General features: G+C 64.3%; 12 protein-coding genes. 4 read left to right on the forward strand and 8 right to left on the reverse strand.

All coding sequences use genetic code 11. The annotated features are described in order from the left end of the window. The 7 genes from NKJ84_RS08190 to NKJ84_RS08220 form a co-directional block, all read right to left on the reverse strand. The coding region (locus NKJ84_RS08190) for an alpha/beta fold hydrolase (protein ID WP_352506065.1) at positions 1–1,241 on the reverse strand (1,241 nt) is incomplete at its 3' end. 105 nt (positions 1,242–1,346) lie between these two features. After that, complete coding sequence (locus tag NKJ84_RS08195) at positions 1,347–1,655, reverse strand: formate dehydrogenase subunit delta (RefSeq protein WP_352506066.1); 309 nt, start codon at positions 1,653–1,655, stop codon at positions 1,347–1,349. Continuing rightward, positions 1,645–2,475 (reverse strand): formate dehydrogenase accessory sulfurtransferase FdhD, encoded by an 831-nt coding sequence (gene fdhD, locus NKJ84_RS08200; protein WP_352455049.1) that lies wholly within the window; start codon positions 2,473–2,475, stop codon positions 1,645–1,647. The genes NKJ84_RS08195 and fdhD overlap by 11 nt, the downstream gene beginning before the upstream one ends. 3 nt (positions 2,476–2,478) lie before the next feature. Next, a complete protein-coding gene (gene fdhF / locus NKJ84_RS08205; RefSeq protein ID WP_352506067.1) occupies positions 2,479–5,391 on the reverse strand; it encodes a formate dehydrogenase subunit alpha in 2,913 nt (970 codons plus the stop codon). Positions 5,392–5,404: 13 nt separating this feature from the next. Beyond that, complete coding sequence (locus NKJ84_RS08210; protein WP_352506068.1) at positions 5,405–6,961, reverse strand: formate dehydrogenase beta subunit; 1,557 nt, start codon at positions 6,959–6,961, stop codon at positions 5,405–5,407. After that, positions 6,958–7,437: a formate dehydrogenase subunit gamma gene (locus NKJ84_RS08215; RefSeq protein ID WP_352506069.1), complete on the reverse strand. Its 480-nt coding sequence runs from the start codon at positions 7,435–7,437 to the stop codon at positions 6,958–6,960. The genes NKJ84_RS08210 and NKJ84_RS08215 overlap by 4 nt, the downstream gene beginning before the upstream one ends. A gap of 133 nt (positions 7,438–7,570) precedes the next feature. Next, positions 7,571–8,470: a LysR family transcriptional regulator gene (locus NKJ84_RS08220; RefSeq protein WP_254816176.1), complete on the reverse strand. Its 900-nt coding sequence runs from the start codon at positions 8,468–8,470 to the stop codon at positions 7,571–7,573. A 193-nt stretch (positions 8,471–8,663) separates the two neighbouring features. Between NKJ84_RS08220 and NKJ84_RS08225 the strand changes: the two genes are divergently transcribed. Continuing rightward, the gene (locus NKJ84_RS08225) at positions 8,664–9,305 is read left to right on the forward strand and encodes a DUF47 domain-containing protein (RefSeq protein WP_254816177.1); all 642 of its coding nucleotides are present in this window, start codon (positions 8,664–8,666) and stop codon (positions 9,303–9,305) included. After that, positions 9,305–10,309: an inorganic phosphate transporter gene (locus tag NKJ84_RS08230; protein ID WP_352506070.1), complete on the forward strand. Its 1,005-nt coding sequence runs from the start codon at positions 9,305–9,307 to the stop codon at positions 10,307–10,309. The genes NKJ84_RS08225 and NKJ84_RS08230 overlap by 1 nt, the downstream gene beginning before the upstream one ends. A gap of 41 nt (positions 10,310–10,350) precedes the next feature. Here the strand turns inward: NKJ84_RS08230 and NKJ84_RS08235 are convergent, their stop codons facing one another. Further along, on the reverse strand, positions 10,351–10,728 hold the full coding sequence (locus NKJ84_RS08235; protein WP_352506071.1) for a VOC family protein: 378 nt from the start codon (positions 10,726–10,728) through the stop codon (positions 10,351–10,353). A gap of 196 nt (positions 10,729–10,924) precedes the next feature. Here NKJ84_RS08235 and NKJ84_RS08240 point away from each other — a divergent pair, with 196 nt between their 5' ends. Continuing rightward, positions 10,925–12,109 carry an Mrp/NBP35 family ATP-binding protein gene (locus NKJ84_RS08240; RefSeq protein ID WP_352476039.1) on the forward strand — a complete coding sequence of 395 codons (1,185 nt, stop codon included), beginning with the start codon at positions 10,925–10,927 and terminating at the stop codon, positions 12,107–12,109. 234 nt (positions 12,110–12,343) lie between these two features. Continuing rightward, positions 12,344–14,149 carry an IlvD/Edd family dehydratase gene (locus NKJ84_RS08245; protein WP_352506072.1) on the forward strand — a complete coding sequence of 602 codons (1,806 nt, stop codon included), beginning with the start codon at positions 12,344–12,346 and terminating at the stop codon, positions 14,147–14,149. Positions 14,150–14,412 lie beyond the last annotated feature (263 nt).

Consider the following 14,412-nt stretch of genomic DNA (forward strand, 5'->3'; position numbering starts at 1 on the left):
TCATTGAAATGAAGGCCTGAAGCGGCGGCGAGGTCGGCGACCAGCCGCGAAGCGAGGATGTCGCCGCGCCCGGCATGCGCGGCAAGCTGCATCGTCACGCGAGCCGTCAACCCCGTCGGCGGCCCACGCAACTCGACCTCGCCGACATGCACGCCCTGCGCGCTGGCGATGCCGATCTCCTGCGCCGCATCGCGCAGCGCCGCCGCGCAGCGTACGGCCCGCGCCGGGCCGTCGAAGCGCGCCATCAACAGCTCGCCATGCGTGCCGGCCGGTCGGCCGCCATGGCGCCCGACCGTAAGCCGCCATGTTTCCTGAAAACGTCGGCTGCGCTCGCTCCACATGCGGTCGCCAAGCCGCGCCGTGTCGTAGATCCGGGTGACCAGCAGTGCAGCCAGGACGCGCTCGGCCTCGGCAACGGCGCGCGCTCCGGTCAGGAATTCCTCGATCAGATCGGCCACCCGGTCGACATCGCCGGTCCAGATCGGGTGGTCGCGCCCGGGCACCTCGACCAGCCGCGCATTCGGGATCTTCCTTGCCAGGAAGCGGCTGGCCTCCGGGTCGACGCGCGCATCGTTGCGGCGATGGACCAGCAGCGTCGGTGCGCTGATCGCCGCCAGCACGCCGCGCACGTCGATAGCCGCATTCATGCGGGCCAGGGCGATTGCCGCGGTCGGGCTCGCCGACAGCCGCTCGAAGCGCGCCCACCATGTGGCGAAACGCGGATCGTCGACGCGGCCGGGCGCGAAATGCGGCAGGGTGGCGCCGGTGCCCCATGCGGTCTCCGCCGTCGCGATGAACGCCTCAAGGCGTTCCGGCGGCATCACCCATTTGTGGAAATGCGCATAGCCGCCATAAAGCGCCAGCGCCCGCGTCCGCTCCGGGTAGGTGGCGGCGAACAGCATTGCCATCGGCGCGCCTTCCGAAGCCCCGAGCAAGGCGGCGCGGCCGCTGCCTGCGGCATCCATCACCGCGCGCACATCGTCCATGCGGGTTTCGAGGCTGGGCAGATGGTGGGCATCGACGCGATCGGACAGACCGGTGCCGCGCTTATCGAACAGGATCAGCCGTGAGAACGCGGAAAGCCGCTTCAGCAGCCGGCTGTAGCCCTCGTCTTCCCAGTGCAGATCGAGATTGGAAATGAAGCCCGGCACCAAGACGAGATCGAACGATCCCTGGCCGACCACCTGATAGGCGATCCGCACGTCGCCACTGAGCGCGTATCGAGTTTCGATCAGCCTCACGAGTTGTCCGCCCGACCCGACGATTTCTTATCGCCGGATCATAGCAGAGGCGCGCAGCTTGCGGCAGGTGAAACTTTAGAGAGCGTGAATGTGGGCCCGCGGCGCCTACTTCTGTGACGCGGCGGTCGTCTCGGTGTTCGCTCCGCCAGCGCTGAAACCTGCGCCCTCCGGCGCACCCGGCCGCTTGATCCTGGGCGCGGCCGCGACGACAAGCTCGTTGAACCCCTCGCGCCCGCTGTCCAGCATCTCGAACAATTGCCGGCGCATCCTCGGCTCCCAGAACTTGTTGATGTGCTCGGCGATGCCAGCAATGCCTTGCTCGCGCGGCTTGGAGTGGAAAAAGGCGGCGATCTGGTTGGCCATGCGAACCAGCTTTTCGCTGGTGCTCATGAGGTGGCCCTCGTCATGCGACATGCTTGGCAACTCCGGAAACCACGCGGTCAGGATGGGTGAAAATATCGAAATCGTCGCCGCGCACCAGCGCCACCAGCGTCATGCCGGAATCGTCCGCGGTGCGGATGGCAAGTGCGGTCGGCGCCGAGACGGCGATGATGACGGCCGAGCCGATCGCCGCGGTCTTCTGCACCATCTCGACCGAAACGCGCGACGTGACGACGACGGCCCCCGACCTGCCGTCGATACCGGCTTTGGCCAGCGCGCCAGCCAGCTTGTCCAGCGCGTTGTGGCGGCCGACATCCTCACGCGCCATGACGATGCCCTTGCCGGGGAGGTAAAAACCGGCGGCGTGGACGGCACCGGTCTCGGCGTGCAGCGGCTGCAGCTTCGACAAAAGCTTGACCGAGCGGACGATGTCATCGGCCTGAAGTGTAAGTTGCGACGCACCGACCGGGTTTACCGAGCGCATCGCCTCCTCGATCGATTCGATGCCGCACAACCCGCAGCCGACCGGGCCGGCCAGCCGTCTGCGACGCGCTTCGAAGCGGGTGTTGGCGCTGTCCTTCAGCCGGATCTGGATGTCGATGCCGGCACCGTGATCCTCGACCTCGATCGCTTCGATTTCGTCCGGCGAGGCAATGATGCCTTCGGTCAGCGAGAAGCCGAGCGCGAAATCCTCGAAATCAGCCGGGCTTGCCATCATCACCGCATGCGTGGTGCCGGCAAAGGAGAACGCCACCGGTGTCTCTTCCGGCACCATCCGGTTGGCGGCCGCGGTGCCGCCCGCGCGGCGCGCCAGCCGCGAGATCTGCGCAATGGCTTTGCGGCGCGCGGTCAAGGACTACTCCGCCGCTTCCAACTTCGCGATGCGGCGGCTTTGCTTTGCCTGCTCGTCATAGTCGCGCTGCCATTCCGACGGGCCGTTGGATGCGCCCACCTGCACCGCGGTCACCTTGTATTCCGGGCAGTTGGTCGCCCAGTCGGAGAAGTCGGTGGTGATGACGTTGGCTTGGGTGTCGGGATGGTGGAAGGTCGTATAGACGACGCCTGGCGACACCCGCTCGGTGATCAGCGCGCGCAGCGTCGTCTCGCCGGAGCGGCTGGTCAGCCGCACCCAGTCGCCGTCGCGCAGGCCGCGATTTTCGGCGTCGTGCGGATGGATCTCCAGCCGGTCCTCGCTATGCCAGACCACGTTCTCGGTACGCCGGGTCTGCGCGCCGACATTGTATTGCGATAGGATGCGGCCGGTGGTCAGCAGCAGCGGGAAGCGCGGCCCGGTCCTTTCGTCGGTCGCGACGTATTCGGTGCGGATGAACTTGCCTTTGCCGCGCACGAAGCCGCCAATATGCATGATGGGCGTGCCCTCCGGCGACTTCTCGTTGCAGGGCCACTGCACCGAGCCCACTCTGTCGAGGAGGTCAAAGGAAACGCCGGCGAAGCTCGGCGTCGTCTTGGCGATCTCGTCCATGATCTGCGACGGATGCGTGTAGGTCCAGCCGAGGCCGAGCGCCTTGGCGAGCTCCTGCGTCGCTTCCCAGTCGGCATAGCCGCATTTCGGCTCCATTACCTTGCGCACCATGTTGATGCGGCGCTCGGCGTTGGTGAAGGTGCCGTCCTTCTCGAGGAACGTCGAGCCGGGCAGGAACACATGCGCGTAGTTGGCCGTCTCGTTGAGGAAGAGGTCGTGCACGACGACGCATTCCATCGCGGCGAGACCGGCGGCGACATGCTTGGTGTCGGGGTCCGACTGCAGGATGTCCTCGCCCTGCACATAGAGCCCCTTGAACGAGCCGTCGACGGCCGCATCCAGCATATTGGGGATGCGCAGGCCGGGCTCGTCGTCGAGCTTGACGCCCCACAGGCTCTCATAGATGGCGCGCACCGCGTCGCCTGAAATGTGGCGATAGCCGGGAAGCTCGTGCGGGAACGAGCCCATGTCGCAAGAGCCCTGCACATTGTTCTGGCCGCGCAGCGGGTTCACGCCGACGCCCGGCCGGCCGATATTGCCGGTCGCCATGGCGAGGTTGGCAATGGCGATGACGGTGGTCGAGCCCTGGCTGTGCTCGGTCACGCCGAGGCCGTAATAGATCGCGCCGTTACCGCCGCGGGCGTAGAGCCGCGCCGCGCCGCGTATGTCGTCGGGATCGACATTTGCAAGCTGGCCGATCACTTCCGGGCTGTTTTCCGGCAGCGCCACGAACGATGCCCAGTCCTGGAACTCGTCCCAGTCGCAGCGCTCGCGGATGAAGGCCTCGTCGAACAGGCCCTCGGTGACGATGACATGGGCAAGTGCGGTCAGCATGGCGACGTTGGTGCCCGGCTTCAGCGGCAGATGGAACTGCGCCTCGACGTGGGCCGAGCGCACGATGTCGGTGCGGCGCGGATCGAGCACGATCAGCTTGGCGCCCTCGCGCATGCGCTTTTTCATGCGCGAAGCGAACACCGGATGCGCATCGGTCGGATTGGCGCCGATCAGCAGGATCACGTCCGTCTGCTCGATCGAATCGAAATCCTGCGTGCCGGCTGAGGTGCCGAAGGTCTGGCCGAGACCATAGCCGGTCGGCGAATGGCAGACCCGGGCGCAGGTGTCCACATTGTTGTTGCGGAAGCCCTGCCGGACAAGCTTCTGGACGAGGTAGGTCTCCTCGTTGGTGCAGCGCGAGGAGGTGATGCCGCCGATCGAGGTGCGGCCGTACTGATATTGGATGCGGCGGAATTCATTCGCCGTGTGGGTGAGCGCCTCTTCCCACGACACTTCGCGCCACGGATCGCTGACCCGCTCGCGGATCATCGGCTTCAGGATACGGTCCTTGTGCGTCGCATAGCCATAGGCGAAGCGGCCCTTGACGCAGGAGTGGCCGTGGTTGGCCTTGCCTGCCTTGTAGGGCATCATGCGGATGACCTCGTCGCCCTTGACCTCGGCCTTGAACGAGCAGCCGACGCCGCAATAGGCGCAGGTGGTGACGGTCGAGCGCTCGGGCAGGCCTTTCGCCAGCACGGTCTTCTCCCTCAGCGCATCGGTCGGGCAGGCCTGCACGCAGGCCCCGCAAGAGACGCACTCGGAATCGACGAACGCCTCGTGCAGGCCGGCCGAGACCCTGGATTCGAAGCCGCGGCCCTCGATGGTCAGCGCGAACGTGCCCTGTACCTCCTCGCAGGCGCGCACGCAGCGCGAGCAGACGATGCATTGCGCCGGATCGTAGGTGAAATAGGGGTTGGATTCATCGCGGGCGATATAGTCGATGGTCAGCGAGCCATGGCCGGGCGCCACGCCGTTTTCCTGCTTGACGTGGTTGCGCCCGTCCACGCCATAGCGGTTCTCGGTCAGGCCGACCGTCCTGACGACCTTGTCGAACTCGCTGGCGCCGGTGCCGGCCTTCTCGCCCCACGCCACCGGGTGGTCAGAGACGTAGAGTTCCATCACGCCGCGGCGAATGGCGTTCAGCCGGTCGCTCTGTGTGTGCACGACCATGCCCTCGCCGACCGGCGTCGTGCACGAGGCCGGCGTGCCGCCGCGCCCGTCGATCTCGACGAGGCAGACCCGGCAGGAGCCAAACGAATCCAGCATGTCGGTCGCGCACAGCTTCGGGATTTCAACGCCCGCTTCCATCGAAGCGCGCATGATCGAGGTGCCCGCCGGCACCGTCACCGACTTGCCGTCGACTGTCAGCGTTACCTGCTGTTCGGCTTCGGAGGCGGGTGTGCCGTAGTCGATTTCCTGGACCAGCGATTTGATGTCGAATGCCGCGTTCATGCCTTGTCCGCTCCTATTCCGCTGCTTCGGCGACCGGCGTCGGCCGAAAGTCGTCCGGGAAATGGTTGAGTGCACTCATCACTGGATATGGGGTGAAGCCGCCGAGAGCGCAAAGCGAGCCGAACTTCATCGTGTTGCAAAGGTCGGTGACCAGTGCGATCTGCTTTTCCGGTTCGATGTTCTGGGCGAGCCGGTCCAGCACCTCGACGCCACGCGTCGAGCCGATGCGGCACGGCGTGCACTTGCCGCAGCTTTCGATAGCGCAGAATTCCATGGCAAAGCGTGCCTGCTTCAGCATGTCGGCGCTGTCGTCGAAAACGACGATGCCGGCATGGCCGATCAGCCCGTCCTTGGCGGCAAACGCTTCGTAGTCGAATGGCGTGTCGAACAGGGCGCGCGGGAAATAGGCGCCGAGCGGGCCACCCACTTGCACAGCCTTGACCGGACGCCCGGTCGCCGTGCCGCCGCCGATATCGTCGACTATCTCACCCAACGTCATGCCGAACGCCGCCTCATAGAGACCGGGATATTTGACGTTGCCGGCAATCTGGATCGGGATGGTGCCGCGCGAACGGCCCATGCCGAAATCCTTGTAGAAGGCGGCGCCCTTGTCCATGATCACCGGCACCGAGGCCAGCGAGATGACGTTGTTGATCACCGTCGGCTTGCCGAACAGGCCCTTGTGCGCCGGCAGTGGCGGTTTGGCCCGCACCTGTCCGCGCTTGCCTTCGAGGCTGTCGAGCAGCGCCGTCTCCTCGCCGCAAACATAGGCGCCGGCGCCGACGCGGACTTCCATGTCGAATGAATTGGCCGAGCCGAGCACATTGACGCCGAGCACGCCGGCCTTGCGGGCGATCTCGACGGCCTTCTGCATCACCGCCACCGCATGCGGATATTCGGAGCGGATATAGATGAAGCCCTTGGTCGCGCCGGTGGCGATGCCGGCGATCGCCATGCCTTCGATCAGCACGAAAGGGTCGCCTTCCATGATCATGCGGTCGGCGAACGTGCCGGAATCGCCTTCATCGGCATTGCAGACGATATATTTGCGGTCGGCCGACGTATCGAGCACCGTCTTCCATTTGATGCCGGTCGGGAAGCCGGCGCCGCCACGACCGCGCAGCCCGGACTCGGTCACCTGCTTGACGATTTCGGCCGGCGTCATCGCCACTGCATTCTGCAGGCCGTTCAGCCCGCCATGCGCCTTGTAGTGATCGAGCGACAGCGGATCGGTGACGCCGCAGCGCGCAAAGGTCAGCCGCGTCTGCCTCGCCAGGAATGGGATCTTGTCGGGAGCGCCGAGCCAGCGCTTGTGGTGACCGCCGGTGAGGAAGCCGCAGTCGAACAGGCTTTTGACGTCGGATGGCTTCACCGGCCCATAGGCGACACGGCCATTGGCCGTTGCCACCTCGACCATCGGCTCGAGGAAATAGGCACCGCGCGAGCCGTTACGCACGATCTTGGCCTCGATGCCGCGCTCGGCCAATTCCGCCCGAACCGCCTTGGCAACCTTTTCCGCACCCAGCGCCAGCGCGCCGGAATCGCCGGGAATATAGATACGCGGGATCATGAGCGCACCTCGGCAACGATTTCATTGAGCTTTTCGTCGTCGAGCCGCCCGATCACCTCGCCGTCCAGCATCGCCGACGGCGAGCAGGCGCAAAGGCCGAGGCAATAGACCGGCTCCAGCGTCACCGAACCGTCGCGGGTTGTCTCGTGGAAGCCTATGCCCAGCAATGCTTTGAGCCTGGCGGCAATCGCATCCGAACCCATAGACTGGCAGGCTTCCGCCTGGCAGAGCCTCAGCACATGCCGGCCGGCCGGCTGGCTGCGATAATCGTGATAGAAGGTGACGACGCCATGCACCTCGGCCCTGGAGATGTTCAGCGCCTCGGCGATGACCGGCAGCGCACCCTGCGGCACATAGCCGAACTCTTCCTGTATGCCGTGCAGGATCGGCAACAGCGGGCCTTCGAGGCCTTTCAGCTCGTGGATGATCGCCGCGGTGCGCGATGCGATCTCGGTACTTGCAGGCTGCATCGTCATGCAGCGCCCTCCCTGGTCGTGGCGGTCTTCCGCTAAGTGCTTAGGAAATCAGAGGAAACCCGTTAAATCAATAAAGCCGATCCGTTGCTCGATAGAAATTTTCTATCGTTCGCGGTCACCAGCATTGTCTAGCCTAGCGACGGGTGCGGAAATCGTCCGCCAGCGCCATTGCCTCGTCCAACAGCGCCGAGACCAGCGGCGTGTGCGGTTCGCGCGGCGCCGCCACCAGCCCGACGGTGTGGCTGGCATCCGGCTCGACGATCGGGATAGCCCGGATCGGCTCGGAAAAGCCGAACGTTTCCGCAAGGTTAAGCGGCATGATGGACGACCATTTGCCGGTGCGGATATGCGAGAACAGCACGATCATCGAGTTGGATTCCAATGTCGGCCGCACCTGCACGCCGGCTTCGGCCAGATGCTGGTCGATGATGCGGCGGTTCTGCATGTCCGGCGTCAGCAGGCAGAGCGGCAGCTGACTGAGCTCGGCCCATGTCACTTTGTCGCGGTCGAAATACGGGTTCCCGACGGCGGTGATCAGCTGATAGCGCTCGTCGTAGAGCGGCACGCTGGTGACGCGTCCGAGCGGCTCGTTGTCGAGATAGGTGATGCCGGCGTCGATATCGAAATTGCCGAGCAGCGACAGCACCTCGATCGAGGTCCGCGACAGCACCGAGAAGGTGACGCCGGGGTGTTTTGCCCGAAACGGCGTCGTCAATCGCGCCACCATGGCCAGCGCCGTCGGGATCGCCGCGATGCGGATACGCCCTGACAGGCCGTGACGCGCCGCCCGCATCTCCTCGCGCATGGTCCTGCTATCGCCGACGATGCGGCGCGCCCACACCAGCACCTGTTTGCCTTCCGGCGTCAGTCCCTGGAAACGCGAGCCGCGCAGCACCAGCATCACGCCGAGCTGGCCCTCCAGCTGCTTGATGCCGGCCGAAAGTGTCGGCTGGGTGACGCCGCATACTTCGGCCGCCCGGCCGAAATGCTCTTCCTTGGCAAGTGCTATGAAGAATTCCAGCTTGTCGATCATGCCGTCGGGAGCCTGTCACGGACGATATGTCCTATCGTAGCGCGCAAGGTCGTGGAAATCGCCTTCGGCCGCAAGCCGCCTGTGTAAATCGTCCGCATCCACATCTTTCAGCCGGCTTACTGTTTCCCGCAATGGAATGCGGCGCTATGTGGATCAGACGGGGTCGTGGACTGGACACGACGGGAGACCGAACATGCTGGGCTGGTTCCGCAAGCTTTTGCCGCGCGAAGATCGCTTCTTCGACCTGTTCGAGCGGCATTCCCGCACCGTGGTCGGTGGCGCCGAGGCACTGCAGCAGCTTCTGCAGGGGAACGACATCGATCGCTGGTGTCAGACGATCATCGATCTCGAGGACGAAGCCGATCAGATCACCGCGGAGGTGCTGCTTGCGGTGCGGCGCTCCTTCATCACGCCCTTCGATCGCGGCGACATCAAGGACCTGATCCAGTCAATGGATGATGCCATCGACATGATGCACAAGACCGTCAAGACGGTAAGGCTGTTCGAGAAGAAGGAATTCGACCCGCTGATGCAGGAAATGGGAGGCGTCATCGTCGAGGCCGCCAAGTTGGTGGCCGAGGCGATCCCGCTGCTCGGCAAGGTCGGGGCGCACACGGTGCGCCTCAATGCCATCGCCGAGGAAGTCATGCGCGCCGAAGGCCGGGCCGACGACCTGCACGAGCAAGGCCTGAAGGACCTGTTCAAGCGGCATGGCCGCAGCGACCCGATGGCCTATCTGATCGGCAGCGAGATCTACGGCCAGCTGGAGAAGGTGGTCGACCGCTTCGAGGACGTTGCCAACGAAATCAGCGGCATCGTCATCGAGAACGTATAGTGGAAGCCGCGATAGCCTTTCCCGTGCTGGTCGGCCTTGTCGTCGTCGCGCTGTTCTTCGATTTCCTCAACGGCCTGCACGATGCCGCCAACTCCATCGCCACGATCGTCTCCACCCGGGTGCTGCGGCCGCATTATGCGGTGTTCTGGGCGGCCTTCTTCAATTTCATCGCCTTCATGTTCTTCGGTCTCCACGTGGCGGAGACGCTCGGAACCGGCATCATCGACGCCAGCATCGTCACGCCGGCAGTGATCTTCGCAGCACTTGTCGGCGCCATCGTCTGGAACATCGTCACCTGGCTCGTCGGCATCCCGTCCAGCAGTTCGCACGCGCTGATCGGCGGTTTGGTCGGCGCCGGCGTCGCCAAGGCAGGCACCGGCGCCATCGTCTGGGCCGGGTTGGGCAAGACCACGGCGGCGATCGTGCTATCGCCGGCGGCAGGCTTTCTGCTGGCGCTCGTCCTGATCCTCGCGGTCTCCTGGCTGTTCCTGCGGCAGACACCGTTTGCCGTCGACAGCACCTTCCGCGTCATGCAGTTCTTTTCCGCCTCGCTCTATTCGCTCGGCCATGGCGGCAACGACGCGCAGAAGACCATGGGCATCATCGCCGTGCTCCTCTATTCGCAAGGCATGCTCGGCGCGAATTTTTACGTGCCGCTGTGGGTCGTCATCACCTGTCAGTCGGCGCTGGCGCTGGGCACATTGTTCGGCGGCTGGCGCATCGTCCACACCATGGGCTCTAAGATCACCCGGCTGAACCCGATGCAGGGTTTCTGCGCCGAGACCGGCGGTGCGATTACCCTGTTCGCCGCCACCTGGCTCGGTATTCCTGTATCGACCACGCACACGATCACCGGCGCCATCATCGGCGTCGGCGCCGCCCGCCGCGTCTCCGCCGTTCGCTGGGGCATTGCCGGCAACATCGTGGTGGCATGGATCGTCACCTTGCCGGCAACCGCGGCCATCGCGGCTCTCACCTACCTCGCGGTCGGCCTGGCAAAGTGATGCGAACGGGCCAGCGCCTGGAGCCGCCTCTGGCGCGGCGACTACCTGTCCACAAGGTTCAGGATGTTGCCGTCCGGATCCTTGAACCACGCGACCTTCATGCCCTGGCCGACATGGACATCGCCCTCCAGCGCCAGGCCGGGCATATCGTAGTGCTCGAAGGCGACGCCCTTCGATTTCAACGCCTTGACGATTTTGCCGAGTTCGTCGCCGACCGTCCAGGTCACAGCCGTGGCCTTGTTGGTCCCAGCGAAGTTCGAACGGTAGACGTTGATGGCGGTATCGCCGCTTTCATAGACGATCAGTTCCCCACCCTCATTGTGCACCTCTTTCAGGCCGAGCGTTCCTTCGTAAAAAGCCCTGGCCTTGGCCAGGTCCTTCACAGCGAGATTGGCCGTTGCGTTGCTGTTTGCGAGCATGATTCGTCTCCTTCCCTGGCGGTCATTCCATGTCCACTGAAATAGGTTGCGTTGACGATTTGGCGACGGCCACTCCCGCTGGAAATGCTGTCGTATGGTCGCTTCCTCCCCCAATACGCCGCTGCAACTGTTGGTCCATCGCTTGGTTCTGTTCCGGAACTGCATTATCTGGAGCGGAAAAGTAGAGGAAAAACTCATGCCCGCCGCCCATGAAAACGTGACCAAGGAAATGGTTATCGAGCGCCTGAAGACGGTCAATGGGCCGGATTTCACCGGCAATATCGTCGATCTCGGCATGGTTTCCGAGATTTTCATTGCCGATGCCAAGGTGTTCTTCTCGATCACCGTTCCCGCTGCCCGTGCCCAGGAGATGGAGCCGCTGCGTGCGGCGGCCGAACGTGTCGTCAAGGCGATCCCCGGTGTCGCCGGCGCCGTGGTCGCGCTGACGGCGGAAAAGAAGGGCGGCGGCATGGAGGCGCCGGTTCCGCAAAGACCGGCTCAGAGGCCCGCTCCACCAGCCGCACCTGCCCGTCCCGCCCCACAGGCGCCTGCCTCGCACAGCCAGGGCAAGCGCGGCGTACCCGGCATCGAGGCCATCATCGCCGTCGCTTCCGGCAAGGGCGGCGTCGGCAAGTCGACCACCGCGGTCAATATCGCCCTTGGGCTTGCCGCCAACGGGCTGCGGGTCGGCGTGCTCGATGCCGATATTTATGGCCCTTCCATGCCGCGTCTGCTCAACATTCGTGGCAGGCCGCAGACCGTCGACGGCAAGATCCTGAAACCGATGCAGAATTATGGCCTCAAGGTCATGTCGATGGGCTTTCTCGTCGATGAGGAGACGCCGATGATCTGGCGCGGGCCGATGGTGATGTCGGCATTGACGCAGATGCTGCGCGAGGTCGAATGGGGACCGCTCGATGTGCTCGTCGTCGACATGCCGCCCGGCACCGGCGACGCCCAGCTGACCATGGCCCAACAGGTGCCGCTGGCCGGCGCCGTCATCGTCTCGACGCCACAGGACCTGGCCCTGATCGATGCGCGCAAAGGCCTCAACATGTTTAGAAAGGTCGACGTGCCCCTATTGGGTATCGTCGAAAATATGAGCTATTTTCTCGCCCCCGATACGGGAAAACGCTACGACATCTTCGGCCATGGCGGCGCGCGCCGCGAGGCCGAGCGTCTCGGGGTCACCTTCCTTGGCGAGGTGCCGCTCGAGATGGGCATCCGCGAAAGCTCGGATGCTGGCACGCCGGTGGTGGTCTCGAAACCCGATGGCGCCGAGGCGAAAATCTACCGCGACATCGCCGCCAAGGTTTGGGACCGCGTCAATGAAGAGCGCGGCGCGGCCGAGGCTGCAGTGCCGAGCATCGTGTTCGAGTGATGCGGATGTCCTCCCCCAAGGGGACCTTGAGGGGAGGGCGGCCGGAACGGCCGGGTAGGTCCGCGGCGACACGTTCCAGCTTTTCCGGGATAGCGGGCTGACAAACCACGATCCCGACTAGCGCGGAGGCAGATGTGTGTCTATCGCACCAAAGTGCGGATTCGGATGGCGCGTGCCCCTTGCCTGCTCCCGCGCGTTGTCATATCGATTTGTCATACAAATACGGAGACCACGATGGCAGGCGCCCCCACCAGCAAGAAAAAATTTCGCTCGCAGGAGTGGTTCGACAATCCCGACAATCCGGGCATGACGGCACTCTATCTGGAACGTTACCTGAATTACGGGCTGACGCGGGCCGAACTGATGTCCGGCAAGCCGCTGATCGGCATCGCGCAGACCGGCTCGGACCTGTCGCCCTGCAACCGCCACCACATCGAACTGGCCAAGCGCGTGCGCGAAGGCATTGTCTCGATGGGTGGCATCCCTTTCGAGTTCCCTTGCCACCCGATCCAGGAGACCGGCAAACGGCCGACTGCTGCACTTGATCGCAACCTTGCCTATCTCAGCCTGGTGGAGGTGCTCTACGGCTATCCGCTCGACGGTGTGGTGCTCACCATCGGCTGCGACAAGACGACGCCGGCCATGCTGATGGCCGCGGCCACCGTCAACATCCCTGCTATCGCGCTTTCGGTCGGGCCGATGCTCAACGGCTGGCACAAGGGCAAGCGCACCGGCTCCGGCACTATCGTCTGGGAATCGCGCCAGCGCCTGTCGGCCGGCGAGATTGGCTATGACGAGTTCATGGATATCGTTGCCTCCTCGGCGCCGTCGACCGGCTATTGCAACACGATGGGCACCGCCACCACGATGAATTCGCTGGCCGAGGCGCTCGGCATGCAATTGCCGGGCTCGGCCGCTATCCCCGCCCCCTATCGCGAACGCGGCCAGATCGCCTACGAGACCGGAAAGCGCATCGTCGACATGGTGCATGAGGATCTGAAGCCCTCCGACATCATGACCCGTAAGGCCTTCGAGAACGCCATCGTCGTCAACTCGGCGATCGGCGGCTCGACCAATGCGCCGATCCACCTCAACGCCATCGCCCGCCATCTCGGCGTGCCGCTCGACAATGACGATTGGCAGAAGGTCGGCCTCAACATACCGCTCATCGTCAATCTGCAGCCGACGGGCGAATATCTCGGAGAGGACTATCACCATGCCGGCGGCGTGCCGGCCGTGATCGCCGAACTGATGAAGGGCGGTCTGCTGCCCTATCCGGAAGCCACGACCGCTAACGGCAAGACCATCGGCGACAATTGCCGCGGCGCCGTTAACGAGAACCTCGACGTCATCCGCACGGTTGCCGAGCCGCTGAAAGCCAATGCCGGCTTCATCAATCTCAAGGGCAATCTGTTCGATTCGGCGATCATGAAGACCAGCGGCATCTCGCCCGAGTTCCGCGAGCGCTATCTGTCGAACCCGAAGGACCCCGAAGCCTTCGAGGGCAACGCCATGGTCTTCGACGGCCCCGAGGACTATCACGCCCGCATCGACGACCCGGCACAGGGCATCGACGAGCACACCATCCTGTTCATGCGCGGCGCCGGTCCGATCGGCTATCCCGGCGGCGCCGAAGTCGTCAACATGCAGCCGCCTGCCTATCTGATCAAAAAGGGCATCCACGCGCTGGCCTGTATCGGCGACGGTCGTCAGTCGGGCACGTCGGGCTCGCCGTCGATCCTCAACGCCTCGCCGGAAGCCGCCATCGGCGGCGGCCTGGCGCTGCTGAAGACCGGCGACCGCGTCCGCATCGACCTGCGCAAGGGCACCGCCGACATCCTCGTCAGCGACGACGAGATCGCGCGGCGCCGCGCCGAGCTGCAGAACAATGGCGGCTATCACTATCCGAAGCACCAGACGCCCTGGCAGGAAATCCAGCGCGGCATGGTCGACCAGTTTTCCGAAGGCATGGTGCTGAAGCCGGCGGTGAAATACCAGGATGTGGCTCATACAAGCGGCGTGCCGAGGGACAATCACTGACCAGGGTCCATCGCACGGGCCAGCCGTCAGGTCGCCGGTGTTGCGGTCTCCTCATTTCTCCCCGTTAACAGCCCGCTAACGGGGAGAAATGCCCGGCACAGAGTTGGACGCGATCGTTTGTCAAAAACGATTGTCCTGCGATAGCAGGGACAAATGCTTGACAAGCGAGCGTGACAAATCCACGATCATCGCAAGGGGTGCATCGCGACGACCCCGTGAGGCGTCAGCCCAACGTTCGCGTCCAAGCTTCTCTTTCAAGGAGG

The organism is Mesorhizobium sp. M0048 (genome assembly GCF_040323405.1).
Lineage (GTDB): Bacteria > Pseudomonadota > Alphaproteobacteria > Rhizobiales > Rhizobiaceae > Mesorhizobium.